The 15,566-nt window shown below is 33.8% G+C and carries 14 protein-coding genes; 2 read left to right on the forward strand and 12 right to left on the reverse strand.

Annotation, left to right across the window (positions count from 1 at the left end; genetic code table 11):
• Positions 1 to 39: 39 nt before the first annotated feature.
• Genes BK011_00675 through BK011_00695 form a run of 5 tightly spaced genes read right to left on the reverse strand, consistent with a single transcriptional unit; the run spans position 40 to position 6,424 of the window.
• Entirely contained in the window at positions 40 to 666 is a 627-nt protein-coding gene (locus BK011_00675; protein AUD64275.1) for a formimidoyltetrahydrofolate cyclodeaminase, read from the reverse strand.
• A complete protein-coding gene (locus tag BK011_00680; GenBank protein AUD64276.1) occupies positions 663 to 1,925 on the reverse strand; it encodes an imidazolonepropionase in 1,263 nt (420 codons plus the stop codon). The genes BK011_00675 and BK011_00680 overlap by 4 nt, the downstream gene beginning before the upstream one ends.
• Entirely contained in the window at positions 1,922 to 2,896 is a 975-nt protein-coding gene (locus tag BK011_00685) for a glutamate formimidoyltransferase (protein AUD64277.1), read from the reverse strand. Before BK011_00685 ends, BK011_00680 begins: the two co-directional genes overlap by 4 nt.
• Before the next feature lie 2 nt (positions 2,897 to 2,898).
• On the reverse strand, positions 2,899 to 4,911 hold the full coding sequence (locus BK011_00690) for a urocanate hydratase (protein ID AUD66102.1): 2,013 nt from the start codon (positions 4,909 to 4,911) through the stop codon (positions 2,899 to 2,901).
• On the reverse strand, positions 4,895 to 6,424 hold the full coding sequence (locus tag BK011_00695; protein ID AUD64278.1) for a histidine ammonia-lyase: 1,530 nt from the start codon (positions 6,422 to 6,424) through the stop codon (positions 4,895 to 4,897). Before BK011_00695 ends, BK011_00690 begins: the two co-directional genes overlap by 17 nt.
• A 141-nt stretch (positions 6,425 to 6,565) precedes the next feature.
• On the opposite strand from BK011_00695, the gene BK011_00700 reads away from it, so the two are divergent.
• On the forward strand, positions 6,566 to 7,405 hold the full coding sequence (locus BK011_00700; protein ID AUD64279.1) for a fumarate hydratase: 840 nt from the start codon (positions 6,566 to 6,568) through the stop codon (positions 7,403 to 7,405).
• Positions 7,405 to 7,956 (forward strand): fumarate hydratase, encoded by a 552-nt coding sequence (locus BK011_00705; protein AUD64280.1) that lies wholly within the window; start codon positions 7,405 to 7,407, stop codon positions 7,954 to 7,956. Before BK011_00700 ends, BK011_00705 begins: the two co-directional genes overlap by 1 nt.
• A 30-nt stretch (positions 7,957 to 7,986) precedes the next feature.
• Here BK011_00705 and BK011_00710 read toward each other — a convergent pair whose 3' ends face one another.
• The 7 genes from BK011_00710 to BK011_00740 are packed head-to-tail and all read right to left on the reverse strand — an operon-like array spanning position 7,987 to position 15,557.
• Positions 7,987 to 9,255, reverse strand: coding sequence for a holo-ACP synthase CitX (locus BK011_00710; protein ID AUD64281.1), 1,269 nt, complete (start codon positions 9,253 to 9,255; stop codon positions 7,987 to 7,989).
• Positions 9,248 to 10,246 (reverse strand): hypothetical protein, encoded by a 999-nt coding sequence (locus tag BK011_00715; GenBank protein ID AUD64282.1) that lies wholly within the window; start codon positions 10,244 to 10,246, stop codon positions 9,248 to 9,250. The genes BK011_00710 and BK011_00715 overlap by 8 nt, the downstream gene beginning before the upstream one ends.
• Positions 10,243 to 11,760, reverse strand: coding sequence for a citrate lyase subunit alpha (locus BK011_00720; protein AUD66104.1), 1,518 nt, complete (start codon positions 11,758 to 11,760; stop codon positions 10,243 to 10,245). The genes BK011_00715 and BK011_00720 overlap by 4 nt, the downstream gene beginning before the upstream one ends.
• A gap of 8 nt (positions 11,761 to 11,768) precedes the next feature.
• Entirely contained in the window at positions 11,769 to 12,596 is an 828-nt protein-coding gene (locus BK011_00725; GenBank protein ID AUD64283.1) for a hypothetical protein, read from the reverse strand.
• 1 nt (position 12,597) lies between these two features.
• Entirely contained in the window at positions 12,598 to 12,858 is a 261-nt protein-coding gene (locus tag BK011_00730) for a citrate lyase acyl carrier protein (protein ID AUD66103.1), read from the reverse strand.
• A 3-nt stretch (positions 12,859 to 12,861) separates the two neighbouring features.
• Positions 12,862 to 14,106, reverse strand: a complete 1,245-nt coding sequence (locus BK011_00735) for a methylaspartate ammonia-lyase (protein ID AUD64284.1) — start codon at positions 14,104 to 14,106, stop codon at positions 12,862 to 12,864.
• Complete coding sequence (locus BK011_00740) at positions 14,103 to 15,557, reverse strand: methylaspartate mutase subunit E (GenBank protein AUD64285.1); 1,455 nt, start codon at positions 15,555 to 15,557, stop codon at positions 14,103 to 14,105. Before BK011_00740 ends, BK011_00735 begins: the two co-directional genes overlap by 4 nt.
• Positions 15,558 to 15,566: the final 9 nt, after the last annotated feature.

Consider the following 15,566-nt stretch of genomic DNA (forward strand, 5'->3'; position numbering starts at 1 on the left):
AGTTCACTATGAAAGAACTAGCTCTTTTTTTAGACTTTTTTATAGATGCTCATATATAAGATTTAAAAGCGTTTGTTTGAGTTCATGAGTTTCTTTCAAAATTTTTTTAGCTTCTTGCTGGTATAAGTTTTTTTGATTTTCACTAGACAAACCAGGAATGTTAATTAAAACATTCATGAGCGCACCTTCGATACCACTAGACAAAGATAGAGCTGAAACACCTAAATCAGAAATCGTTTGCTTATTACCATATGCTAAGATGAAAGATAATCTTTCTAAAGCCTTAAAAGATATTTGCGCAACTCGATATGGAACCTTAATTGCCTCTAGTGTTGCATCCTGGATGGCTTGATTACGATGAGGATCATCTTTTGGTTGTTGGTAAGCAGTCATAATTAGATTAAATGCTTCAGTATCTTTATCGATTAACTGAATGAGTTCTTCTTTAATGACTAGAAGGTGATTTAAGTGTTCATTGAACTCATTTTGTATGTCTTGATCAAGCTTTAAGAACTTTTTCTTTCCAACACTTAGGTGACCTACCATTCTCGCGAGTGATACACCTAAAGTGGATAATAAAGCTGAAACAGATCCTCCACCAGGAGCTGGTTTCTGAGAATCAATTTCATTAATAAAATCAATAGTTTTTAAATCGATGAGTTTCATATGGTCTTCCTTTCTGTATTAGACTTAATGACATGCTTTCCTTTGACGATAACATCACTGATATGATTGATGCCAAAGTGATATAACATGTAGGATAAGTTGGGTATATCAAGTAATATTAAATCTGCATTTTTTCCTTTTTGAATTGAACCTTTTGTTTGATCTATACCTAAATGATAAGCTGCATTTAATGTTACTGCGTTAACGATTTCTTCAGGTTTTAGTTTTAGATGATTTGCAGCAAGCTGCATAATCAGTTGAAAGTTTTCTGTCGGACAGCTACCGGGATTATAGTCGCTAGAGATAGAAATCGCACAGCCATGATCGATCATTTTTCGCGCATTGGCGTAATTTTTATTTAAGTAAAAAGATGTACCAGGCAAAATATTACCAATAGTCATTGAGGATGCTAGTTTTTCAATGTCTACATCTTTAATTGCCATTAAATGATCAACAGAAGTTGCCTTCAAGTCAACTCCCAATCCAGTGCCACCAAGGGGATCGATTTCATCTGCATGAACTTTTATTTTAAATCCTAATGATTTTGCATGTTCTAATATATCTTTGGTTTCAGAGACACTAAAGACACCCGTTTCACAAAATACATCTACAAACTCAGCTAGGTTTTCTGTTTTAATCATTTCTAAATCGGCTTTGATCTGCTTGATGTACGCTTCTTTATTATTTTTAAATTCATTTGGGATTGCGTGTGCACCCATGTAAGTTGATATGATATCTATTGGGTGATGTTCATTTAGTGCATGAGCTACTTTCAATTGTTTGATTTCATGCTCTAAAGACAATCCATATCCGCTTTTTGCTTCTAAAGTAGTAACCCCATATTCTAAAAATCTATTTAATGATTGATAGGCTTGATGATAGAGATCATCAAATGAAGCTTTTCTTGTTTTATCGACAGTACCTAAAATACCACCACCTTGTTTTAATATATCAAGATAAGGGACATCTTGTCTAAGTTTTTCAAATTCATGCTCTCTAGATCCTGCATGAACTAAATGCGTATGTGAATCAATAAAGCCAGGTAAACATATCTTTTGTTGAGCATTTAGAATTGTAGTATCATCATCTTTTAAATGTTCGAAATCATGTGTTCCATAGTCAAGAATTTTGCCACTTTTTATTGCGATAAACGGCTGATCAACAACTTCTAAAACTGACATGTCACTTCCTTTAATAGGTGGTGTTTTTGTTGGGTTATAGAGTTTATTAATGTTAATAATAATTAAATCAGCTTTCATGATAAACCCTCGATGTGAAACTCGACAATCTTTGATGAATTGAAATCTCTAAAGCCTAAATATTGAATGGCATACTGAGTCATTTCATCTAGACTCATCTTTGAATCATATGCAATATTTTCCATATCTAGGTAATAACATAATGAACGATATATCGCGTCTTTAGGCACTAATCCAACAATCTCAGAGGAAACGACTTTTACTCCATATCTTAATGCTTCCATATGAATCATTTCATACATTCTATAGATTGGATTCTTTTTATAATCTAATATATTCATGGTTACTTGGGTATGATGTCTTTCTTCCAAATATGCAGGACCTGCTTGTATATATTGAAATCCACCACTCGATTTTCTGATGGTTTTTGCAAGTGTCTTTGCGATTTCAAGATCATTTGTATCAAGATCAATATTATAAGCGATCAATGGAAGTCTTGCGCCTATAGCGGTGACACCAAATGTATCATGTATCTTTGGATTTCCATAATCAGGAATCCATTTAGGATCTTTGATTTTTTCTTTCATGCCTTCAAATTCACCTTTTCTGATGTTAGGCAAACTCTCTCTATCAGGATGTGATGCTGCTTGTGCATATAAGAATATTGGTATGTCTAATGTTTCATTGACTTTTTTAGCAAGTATCTTTGCATAATCGACGCACTCATCAATTTTTATTCCAGAAATAGGGATAAATGGCACAACATCAACAGCACCCATTCTTGGGTGCTCCCCTTGGTGCTTGTTCATATCAATATGTTTTTTTGCTTGCTTAAAAAAATCAACAAGTGGATCAATCATATCATCAGGATTTCCAATAAGTGTAATGACTGTTCGATGATAGTCTTGATCAGGTTCATAACTTACAAGCTTAAATCCTTTTTTATCTTTTAGCGGTTCAATGATTTGATTTATTTTTTCTAAATCTCTACCTTCAGAGATATTGGGTACACATTGGACAATTTTTTTCATGATCAGATCCCTTTCTCTTTTAGTGTTTTGTTTAACAATGCTTCATCAGCTACATAAGGTATAGTAACTGTGGAATGATTACTTGTTTCATTAAATGTTTTTGTTGTTTCTAAAGCATGTTCATTAGTAGCCCAAGCCCGTCTTGATACACCAGCCATAACATCATAAAGCATTGCCCTTTTTAAAATTTCATCAACACGGTAAGAACCATCAAGCACCATACCATATCCACCATTAATGGATTTGCCGATACCGACGCCCCCGCCGTTATGAAGAGCAACTAAACTCATACCTCTAAGGGCATTACCTAAAGCAACATGTGTTGCCATATCCGCCATGATGTTTGATCCATCTTTTATGTTTGCTGTCTCTCTAAAAGGACTATCAGTACCACCGGTATCATGGTGATCTCTACCAAGCATGATTGGGCCTGTTTTTTTATCTCGAACGAGTTCATTAAATTTTAATGCTATATTTAATCTTCCATAGGCATCTTGATAAAGAATTCTGGCTTTTGTCCCTACAACAAGATTGTTTTGCTTTGCGTTTTTAATCCATAAGTAATTATCATTATCTTGAAATCTTCGTCTTGGATCAATGCATGACATTGCGACTTGATCAGTTAGGTCTAAATCTTTTTCTTTTCCAGATAAACATACCCATCTAAATGGACCATAACCATAATCGAAAAGTAGTGGTCCCATGAGATCTTCTACATACGATGGATATATAAAACCATCTAAATCATTTTCTTTGTTTTTACATATGTTTTTAATTCCAGAATCATAGAGTGCTTTCAAAAAACTATTACCATAATCAAAGAAATATGTACCTTGCTGAACTAAATTTTCTATTGCGTGATAGTGTCTATGGAGTGTTTGATCAACTTTTTGTTTAAATAAGTGTTTATCTGTCTTGAGCAAATCAGTTCTTTGTTCAAATGACATATCAACAGGACAATAACCGCCATCATAGACAGCGTGGCAGCTCGTTTGATCGCTCAATAAATCGATGTGAATATGATGTTTATAAGCATATTCCAATAGATCGACTATATTTCCGTGATAGGCAATCGCAATAGATAACCCTTTTTCTTGATGATCCTTAGCGATTTCAAATGCTTCTTTAGGGCTTCGAACAATGTTTGATACCCAAGATTGGTCATGACGCGTTTTAATTCTAGATAGATCAACTTCTGCAATAATGCCGACACCACCAGCGATTTTGATGGCCTTGCCTTGTGCACCACTCATTCCACCTAATCCAGATGACACGAATAACTTACCTTTAAGGTTCTCTTGTGAAGATAATCCAAGTTTAAGTCTACCTGCATTTAGTAAAGTAGAATAGGTGCCATGGACAATACCTTGGGGGCCAATATACATGAATCCACCCGCAGTCATCTGACCATAATTAGCAACACCTAAGGCTTGTGCTCGATTAAAATCGTCCATGTTATCATAAATACCAACCATAAGACCATTGGTTAAAACGATTCTAGGAGCTTCTTTATTAGACTTATATAACCCTAAAGGGTGACCAGAGAGAATTGAAAGTGTTTGATCATCTTCCAAAATTTCTAAGTATTTTTTGATAAGGTGATATTGCATCCAGTTTTGACAAACTTGACCAGTTTCTCCATATGTAACAAGTTCATAAGGATAAAGGGCAACATCAAAATCAAGATTGTTATCAATCATGACTTGAAATGCTTTACCTTCAAGTGTTTTTCCTGGGTAATGATCAACTGGAAGTCCTTTGATATTTCCTTTAGGACGGAAGCGGTACCCATAAATTCTTCCATGTGTTAATAATTCTTCTAAAAATTCAGGTGCTATCGTATCATGCCATTTTTTGGGAATATATCTTAGCGCATTTTTAAGTGCCAATTTTATCTCTTTATTGCTTAATGACATTTCTCTTTTTGGTGCTCTTCTAATACCTTCTTCAAATGTTGGATATTCTGGCAGAGTATCAAAGATATGTTCAAGTGTTATTTCACGCAAGCTCATCATCTCCTTTAAAAAGTAAGTTATATAAAGTATCATCATTTAACATATGTTCTGCTTTATGAATGTGTGGATACATCACTTCATCTGTCCTAATGAATGGGATTTGATTTGAAATAAAGTCAAAAGCGATTTTGGTTTTTTGACCTAAATGCTCTTTTCCTCTGAAATGTAATGCTTGGGAAGCAGTAAACATCTCTAAAGCAATGACTTTTCTAGTATTATCTAATATGGTTTTTGCTTTTCTTGCTGAAGTAGCACCCATGGATACATGATCTTCCTGGTTTGCAGAGGAAGGTATGGAATCAACTGATGCTGGATGTGCATACACTTTATTTTCACTAACAATAGATGCTGCAGCATATTGAACTATCATAAACCCTGAATTAACTCCAGAATGTGATGATAAAAAAGGAGGTAATCCATCATTTAATTTTGGATTAACAAGTCTTTCAATACGACGCTCACTGATGTTTGCAAGTTCTGAGATTGCCATACCCAAATAGTCGAAAGCTAAAGCTAAAGGTTGCCCGTGAAAGTTACCCGCACTAATCGCTTGTTTTTCGTCAATAAACAAAATGGGATTATCAGTCACAGAATTCATTTCAATATCAATGATGTTCTTCACATGGTAGAAAACATCAAGAGAAGCTCCATGAACTTGAGGAGCACATCTGATAGAGTAAGCATCTTGAACGCGTTTTGTACATTGATGAGTTATATTTTTACTATCTTTAAGTATTTCTTTTACATCATATGCAACCTCCATTTGTCCAAGATGTTTTCTAACATTTTGAATTTTTGGATCAAATGCATCTATAATAGATTCTAATGCTTCCATGGTGAGTGCCAATGATACATTAACAAATTTGAGTAGTTTAAAAGCATCATATAAAACTAAAGCTCCAATAGCTGTCATCGCTTGTGTTCCGTTAATTAAACTCAATCCTTCTTTTGGATGTAATTTATCAAGTGGCTTTATATGTGCTTTTTCAAGCGCGATACTTGCAGGCATACGCTCATTTTTATAATATACCTCACCAAGTCCTAAAAGCGGTAAACCCATATGTGCAAGAAGAGCTAAATCTCCACTTGCACCTAAACTACCCTGTTCAAAGATTACTGGTATGATGTTTTCGTTTAAAAATCGAACCATAAGCTCTATGGTTTCTAATCGTGTTCCACTATATCCTTTGATGAGTGCATTGATTCTTAGAGCTATCATAGCTCTAACGACTTCAATAGATAAAGGATCCCCCATAGAACATGCGTGACTTTTTAAGAGATTGACTTGTAGCTCTTCAAGCTTATCGTCTTCAATCTTAACATCTGCCAAGTGACCAAAACCTGTGTTAATGCCATAAATTGGTTTTTCTCTTTTTAAAAGCTCCTCGACTAAAGCAGAAGCCTTGTGAATGTCTTTAATACTTTCCTTTGAAATTGATACCTTCTCGTGATGTCTAGCAATAAAAACAAGATCATCTATTGTTAAATTTTGACCGTCTAATATTATCATGATTTGTCATTTTCCTTTCAAAAAATGTAAGCGCTTATATATATTTATTGTATCATATTTTTAAGCAAAGATATAGTCACTTATCAAGAGTATATTTACCTTTATTTAATTAAAATCTCATGTATAATAGAAGTAGGTGAGAATATGCGAATAATAGAGTCGAAAATGATAACAGAAGAAGTAAAAAGATTAGCACTTGATGCCAATTGTGATCTGGGCACTTCTTTTATTGATTTACTCAGGGAGAAAATTAAATCAGAAAAATCAAAAATTGGTCAAAACGTTTTAGAACAAATTGTGGAAAATGACGAAATTGCCAGATTGGAAAAAGCACCTATGTGTCAAGATACAGGTTTAGTAGTTTGTTTTGTTGAACTTGGTTATGATGTGCATTTAAAAGGTGACTTATATGAAGCGATTAATCAAGGTGTAAGAGAAGCTTATGATGAAGGCTTCTTTAGAAAGTCTATTGTAAGACATCCATTAGACCGCATCAATACAAATGATAATACACCAGCTATCATACATATCAAACTTGTTCCAGGAAATCAAATCAAAATCACTTTAGCTCCAAAAGGCGGAGGTAGTGAAAACATGAGTTTGGTAAAGATGCTTACACCTGCAGAAGGTATAGAAGGTATAAAAAAACTTGTACTGCATACGATTTTTTATGCTGGTGGAAAACCTTGTCCACCACTGATTGTGGGCATTGGTATTGGTGGGAACTTGGAAAAATCAGCTTTGATAGCAAAAGAAGCTATTTTAAGAGATGTCGAGGATGTTAATCCAGATCCAATGCTCAGAAAACTTGAATCTGAAATTTTAGATGAGATTAATCAACTTGGTGTAGGTCCTATGGGATTTGGAGGAACAACGACTGCACTTGCAGTTAAAATTAATGTTCATCCATGTCATATTGCATCATTGCCAGTAGCTATCAATCTACAATGTCACGCTTCAAGACATAAAACGGGGGTGATATGATGCACGTAAAAACGCCTATTTATGAAGAGACGATTAAACGGATGAAAGCAGGAGATATTGTATATATCTCAGGTACGATTTATACAGGTAGAGACCAAGCACATAAAAAAATGGTCGAAGCTTTAGAAAAGAATGAACCATTACCTTTTGATTTTGTTGGACAAGTTATTTATTATGTAGGACCAACGCCAGCAAAAATTGGACAACCTATAGGGTCATGTGGACCAACGTCTAGTTATCGTATGGATCCTTTTGCCAAACCACTGATGGAAAAAGGATTAAAAGTTATGATAGGTAAAGGAGATAGAAGTGATGCGTTCATAGAAGAAATGATTGAGCAAAAGGGTGTATATCTTCAAGCTGTCGGTGGTGCTGGAGCATTGTTATCAAAAAAAGTGCTTAAAAGTGAAGTTATTGCTTACCCTGAGTTAGGACCAGAAGCGATTCACAAGCTAGAGGTAAAAGATTTTCCAGTGATTGTTACCTATGATATATATGGTGGAAATCTTGTTAAAGATGAAGTGAACAAATACAAAACTATAGAATTATAGCACGAATAAAGGCTTGGAGATTCCAAGCCTTTATGTATAAAATAAGCTAAATTGATGTATAAACTGAAAGACAATGAATAAATCTGCAGAACCACCGAAACTTATGTTATGTTTGATACAATAATTTGTGAAGTCTTTAATGTCTTTATCGATATAAGGGTTAACTTGGGACGACATAGCTTTAAAATGTTGATAGTTTTCAAGCGAACCTGAGCGATTGAGCAGCACGGTATCTTCACTGTGAATCATGAAAAACAATAATATGTGATGATAGTTCTTTGGATCTAGTATGTCGATATATTTAAAATAGTTAAAAGCTTTCTTAACAGTTGGAAGTCCATTAAAAACTTCACCTCTAATGCCTTTGATTTGATAGGTTTTAAAAGCATTGATACCCGCTGTCATTATGTTTGACTTAAAGTCATCTAAAACATGGAAGGATAGTTCCTTTATTCTTTGATAGATATCAGACGAGGGCTTACTGTTTTTAATGATATGTCCAATGGATAGAAGCACAAAACCCAATATATATATTAATCCTTTATATGTGTTGACATCATTTGTAAAAAGATACATTTCCTTTTCTGCTTGCCTACCTATGTGATTTGCTTTATCAAATAAGTTTGGGTCATCATCAAAGATCATACCTAGCTCAAATATTTCAAGAAAATAAGGCATCAAAATATCAATGGATTGATACATAAGTTTGTAGTTCATATCTGGATGTGATCCTGAAGATGTTGGTGTTACAAGTCCGAACTTAGGATCTAAGTTAAGTTCGTTTAACATTGCTTGTTTAATAAAATGAGATATTTCTTTTTTTAAAAATTCTACAATTGAGATATCTATATGTAACAACAGTTCTTCCAAGGTATGTGTTTGCTCTCGCATACAAGCAATTGCTGGTTTTTCACACAACATGCAGGTTCGTAAAGGTAAATTAAAATCTTCTCTTGAAACAAGTTTTTGATCTTGATATAAATCTAAATCTATGAGCCTACCTAAAGGGTGACTTGTTTCTATATCAATCAGAGTATCTTTTATTTCTTCCAATTGGTCTGCTTGTATTGCATAAACATAATAGGGCCCATCAAAGCCCTTTTTAAATGTTTTATAGATGACTTTAAATTGATTTTCTATCAACCCGTGAAATATATTCAAAAGAAAAAAACTTGAGTATCTTTCTTTATTTTGCCCTGGTGTGTTTGACTTTATAAGAATAAGGGTTTTATAATTTTTTGAGATGCTTTTGATATGTTCAAATCGTTCTTCTCGAGCTTTTAAAATATGATCATTCATTGAATAATTCTCTTCCTTTTTTTGATATCAAAAATTTATAGGTAGCTTTTGGAACTATTGATTTAATCATATCATATTTTTTTTCGGTTGCAAGTTTTCTAACATAAGAAGCACTTATCACATTGTTCTCATAAGTTTTTCTTGGAATGACAATTAATTGATCTTTTAGCATTTCTTTCATTTTTAAGTTGTAGAATCTTGTTAGCTCATCTATAGGTTCTTCACCCACATGACGTTTATCGATTTGAAAGATGGGCATAAAGTAAGTTTTAAAAATAGAAACATCAAGTTCTGTGTATACATCCATTTTTTGTTTTTCTTTCAAAAAATATGTAGGAAAAGTTGCTCTTGAAATCATATAGTTTGTAGAAGGCAAGATATAAACGTGACTTAAATGTTTAATTGCTTTTTTTAGTATTGATAATCTTGTCTCATAACTCAATAAAGAAGCATCTGTTTCAACTAAAAATATAATGATATCGTCATGTATTTTTGATGTCTCTTCAATTAAGTATAGATGTCCTAAAGTCATTGGATTTAAGTTCATAACAATACAACCCCTTGATCCTTTTTTAGCAGGAAGAGATTGACTCAATTCAGTTAACGCTTTATGGATGCCATCTTTATTATTCTCGAAAAGAATAATGTCTTTTGTTTCCATAATTTTATTAAAATTATAGTTCGAAAAGATGTCTTTGTTTTCTGGTTTAGTAAATAAGAAGTAATGATTGATGTCGTGTGCTTCTAAATAAAAGAGTAAGTGTGATAATATTTTAGAGCTGATGTTTTGCGATTGATAATTTGGATCAACTGCAATCATTTTAATCACGTTATGGTCGATAGAACCAGTAGCAATCAATTTGTTTTTATCGTATAACCCAATTGTTTTAGTGACTGAGGATTCATAGATTAAATTGTTTTTTTCAAGGAGCTCTTTGACTTCACCAATTTCTGAGTCTAAAAGTATATCCCTAATCATATAATCCATCATTTGTGGTCTACCTCATATATAGAATCAATGATTGATCCATCTCTATATCGAATGAGCCCAATAATTCGTTCTTTATGTTTAATGGGTTCAGGTTTATATGTTATATCGAGAGCTTTTTGATAAAGCGATTCAATAGGCGTGATGTTTAGCAAACTATCTTTTAATTTTTCCAGCAAGTCTTTTCTTCTTGGGTTGACTGCTATACCTCTTTCAGTGACGACTATATCAACACTAGTTCCAGGTGTAGAAATTGTTTCTACATGGTCTTTGATAAAAGGTATTCTCGATTTAACAAGGTTTGTCGTTATGATTGTTAGCTTTGATTCATAAGCAGTATCACTGTGACCTCCACTACCACCCATGAGTTTGTGGGTAGAAGAAGTAGTGACATTCACATTGAAATTTAAATCAACTTCGGTTGCACCTAAGATGACAATATCTAGTTTGCTTGCGATGTTATCTTTATAAAATGGATTTGCATATTGTGAAGCATCCATGAGATGATGGTGCTTGTTTTTCTTATATGACTCTACCGCTTCTAAATCAAATGATTGTACATCATAAAGGTCATCGAATAACTGATCTTCAAACATAGAAGTAAGACTTTTAGTTATTCCACCACTTGCGAACGAACCTTTTATATTTTGTTTGACCATTTCGCCTTTTAAAAAATGAGATACTGCGATTGATGTTGAACCAGCTCCTGTTTGGAAGCTTAAGCCATCTTTAATCAGTCCTAACTCTTTAACAAGATTTACTGTGTCTTTCGCTATTTTTAATTGGATAGGGTCTTTGGTCATTTGGGTTGTCCCTGATTCAATTCCAGTTGATAAACCAATTTGACTGACTTTTATGATATAGTCTACAAACGAATGGTCAATATCATTCGATGAAAGTTTATCTAAAATAGTATCAGTAACAATGACTTTATGTTTTGCATAATATAAATCTGGATATATATATCCCAGTGGACCGCAAGGATTTGGCCCATCAATGCCATTTGCATTACCATGTTTATCTGCTGCACTTGCAGCAATAAAGCAAACATCAATGTTAATATCTCCCGTTTCTATTGCTCTTGCTCTACCACCATGGGTATCCATAATTAGTAAATCTTTCATGTGTCCATAACTTATTGTATCAGCCACATCTCCACTGATATAGTTTGTATATATGGATGTGATGTGTTTGTTTTTAATAAGATCACTTAAAGGCTTATGCACTGGGAAAATAGAACTTGGTGCAAATGTCATATTTTTTAATCCACGTTTTTTAATTTCTTCAGCAACCATATTTACTAACAAATCACCATTTCTATAATGATGGTGGAATGATAAAGTCATACCATCTTTGATCGGTATGATGTCAAATATAGCAGAAATAGAAGCTAACATTTGAGCTTCTTTTTTTGCGTATACCTTTTCGATTTTTTGGTAGACTTCTTGTTTAAAATGATCGTCAGATACAAAAGGTTTATATCCATTTGGAATCATTCTTTGAACACCGTTTTTAATCAACGTTATCATTCCTTTGACGCTTTAATGATTTGAAGGGCTCTATCGATGATTGGTTTATCAACCATTTTTCCGTCGACTGAAAAAGCTCCAAGTCCTTCTCGATCAGCTTGTTCTTTTGCGAGTAAAATTTTTTGTGCGAATAATATATCCTCTTGAGATGGTCTAAAAAGATGATTGACAGATTCAATTTGGTTCGGATGTATACATGCTTTTGCGTTCATACCGAGTTGTTTTGCATATTCAATATCCTTGTTTAGTCCATCAATATCATTTGTATCAGTAAAGGGTGTGTCAATGGCATCAATACCCATGGATTTTGCAGCGTAGATAACCATGTTTCTAGCAAATTCGATTTCTTTTCCCTCAAGTGTTCTACGAACACCTAGATATGTAGACAAATCTTCAGCACCCAATAGTAATCCATTTACTCTTGGTTGTTTTGCAATAGATAGAGCATTTAAGATGGATTCAGGTGTTTCAATTAAAGCAATTACTTGAATTTTGTGAGTGAGCCTATATTTTTTTTCTAAAGTAGAAAGTTTTTTATCAAGCAATTTTAATACATCAGTGTCTGCTTTAGGTAAACAAACTGTATCGATTTGCTCGCACATGATGAGATCTAGATCGTTGATCTCATTAATTCTTACAATTTTTTCAATATTTTTTAAATGAAAATGTTTGAAAAAAGAAGCAAGTAAGTCCATTGCTGCATCTTTTTCTGTGAGTGCCACACCATCTTCTAAATCGAAAATGATACCGTCAGCATCAAAAATATCAACATTTTGTAGCATGCCTGGATGATTCGCTGGGATAAATAATAAACTTTTTCTCATTTCAAACACCTAACCTTTTAATCGCTGTTTTGATTCTAGCGATGATTGTATAATCTAGTGCGCCTTTATCTTTAATATAAACATGGATGTTGGATATGTTTAAAGAAGATAATGTTTCTAAAGCAACTTTTTCAATTTGTTTTCCAAATTGCTCTTTAACAACACTATCAATTTCAATAGTAATACCTTCGCTTTTTTTAACTGTTACTATACAATCATTAGATTCGTATGTTCCAGCTGTAGCAGAATTTTTCAGATTGATCACCTATCTTTTGATTTTTGAAAGTGAAAGTACTCTTTCCATTTCATTTTTTACAATCATATAGCCACCATCGACGTCCATACCTGGTTTTGCTAAACACACATCAGCACCAGCACCAATCGCTACATGGGTTGTAGCAATTGCAGATAAATTCGTTTCATTACATGTACCACCACAATATGCACCTATGCCTTTTTCTTTACAATAAAGAATAGCTTCAGCGATATGATGTAGACCACCTAAATCAGGTGTTTTGATTTGCAATACATGACCAGCTTTATGATCAGCAAAATATTTAATATCATCTAAATTATTACACCACTCATCAGCAACGATTTCGATATTGATATTTTGCTCTTCTAAAAGTTCTCTTAATTTTTTTAGCATCAACATAGTATCTTCACGATTGCCTTGATCAAATGGACCTTCTAAACGTAGTTTAAAAGGAGAAGCAGCTTCTTCAAGATCTCTACAATATGATACGATCTGATCAAGGTCATCATTAAACGCTATACCAATGGTTCCATAAACATCAATATGAAGAATTGGGCTATAATCGTCTTTGATTCTTTGGGTGATGATTCTGTTTTTCAACCATTCAATATAAGCAATCAGTTTTTCACCATGATAGCCTAGTTTCTCTTTGACGTTATTGATTAACGCATGAGGAAGTGAATCAACTTCTTTTAGAATCATTTTGTCAACGTTAGTATATCTGTCATCACCTGTTTGTGCAAATATTGGAATTGAGGCTAAAGTTTTTAAATTTGGATTATATTCATTTCTAATCACTTCTGCCATCGTTATTTTTTCTTTTAAAGATACTGCAGAAAGTAAGGCTTGTGAAACACCATATCGAATTGCAGTATGCAATCTTTTGCCTTCAATTTTTAGTAGATCAAAAGCATTTGCCATATCTTTAAAAGTTGTGATTTCTTGGTCAAGCAAAAATGGTTTTATATGCTTTTCCATAAAAGGAATATAAGTGTCAGCTAAAAACAATGGATCTCTGCCTCCAGCACCACTATACTGTACGGCTGCACAATCACCGATTGCAACTGATCCATCATCCAAGATAAGTTGAATGGATATAGCCTCACCAGGAACTCTTATTTTCTCAAAACCATCTGTTAAAGGTTCTCCAACATATAAGAAACCATCATGGATGGCATCCTTTTTGATGGCTTTTTGATCGTCAAAATAAAATCCTGTATAAGATTTTGTAAATATAACCTCTTTTATCTTCATTTTAATCTTCCAATTAGATGTCCCATGCCAACTGCGTATACATCATCAACAGTCATTTGGAAATCTAATGCTCTTTGTTCCTGAGTAGCCCTTTCTAGTAATTTTTCTTTGTGGAACCTTTTGATTTCTTCAGACATACCTAAATGTCCAAACTCTAATATTCTTATACAACCCTCATTATCTCTTGCAGGTAAAATTTCACCATGTGTTTGCTTACTTGGTGCAAACGGTACATCGATAATACCATATTCAAAAGCTTTAATAACACCAACTGCAACATCACCCATACCTAAATCAATAACTTTATCCATCAGGCAAGTCACTTCTTTACGAATCATTTCTTTTTCGACTTTCAGTTTTTCTGAATCAGGATAAGATTGATCTTTTAAAAGGTTAACGACAACTTTTGAAGCTTTGATACCAGCAGCGTTCATTTCTTTGGTTGGAACGCCAATGGATTCAACAGGAGTTTTGGTGATCATCTTGGTTGCTTTTGATAAAGCAGCAACTGTTGATGCCATTGAAATTAAACCAAAAGCTTCAGATTCATCTTGTGGAAATCCGCCCATCCATTGATGAAAGACAGTTGTTACATGCATATTTTTATGTCCAAAAGTAAACAAGTAATACTCAGTTAACTCTTTTAGCATTTGCATAGCCGCGACATCTTGTGTCACATTGCCACACTGACCATAACCCACTGTGATGTGTTTAACACCTTGAGTTGCAGCTAAAATACTTTCAATAATACCAATAGTAATCGCGATAGAAGGAGGTACTAAAGTACCAGTTAATGGACCGAAGGGTTCTCTATTAATGTGGATGCCTTGTTCCTCGTAATAACCAACTAAACGATCACAATATTGCCAGTAGTAGATGGAGTCAGATAATGAGATATTCTTGGCATATGGAATATTATAAGATATTCCTCCACCTTCATTTGAAGTCCATCCAGCAGCATGTATAATTTCAGATAATAATCTTGCATCTGGTGTTCCATGTCTTGCTTGTAGAGGTACATGCAGATGATCTAATAGTTTTTTACAACCTGAAACACCATGATTTACAGCAGGGAAACCATTAAGAAGTGAACGACCTTCACGTTTGCTGATTTCTATACCTTCCTCAGCTTCTTGATGTCTGTTATGTCTTGTATAAGAGTCTATGGTTGCTGGCAAAAAATCAGCTCCAGCTTTTTCAAGATGACTTAATAGTTCAATCATACCCTCAACTGTTGCAACTCCAGCTCTTGGTTGAACATACGTTCTTTGTTCTTTTTCAGCCTTTAATAATTTTAACGCAAAATTTTTATGATCAGGAACAGCCTTTAGTGTTTTTACCGCTTGTTCTAAATCAAGCATAGGATCTTGACCAGTTGGCCATGATGATAACACTTCTTTTCTAACTTCCAAAAATTTTTCAAGTGACCATTTTTTATTTCTAACTTGCATGATAGGCTC

It is taken from the genome of Tenericutes bacterium MZ-XQ, assembly GCA_002838205.1.
GTDB lineage: Bacteria > Bacillota_I > Bacilli_A > Acholeplasmatales > Acholeplasmataceae > Mariniplasma.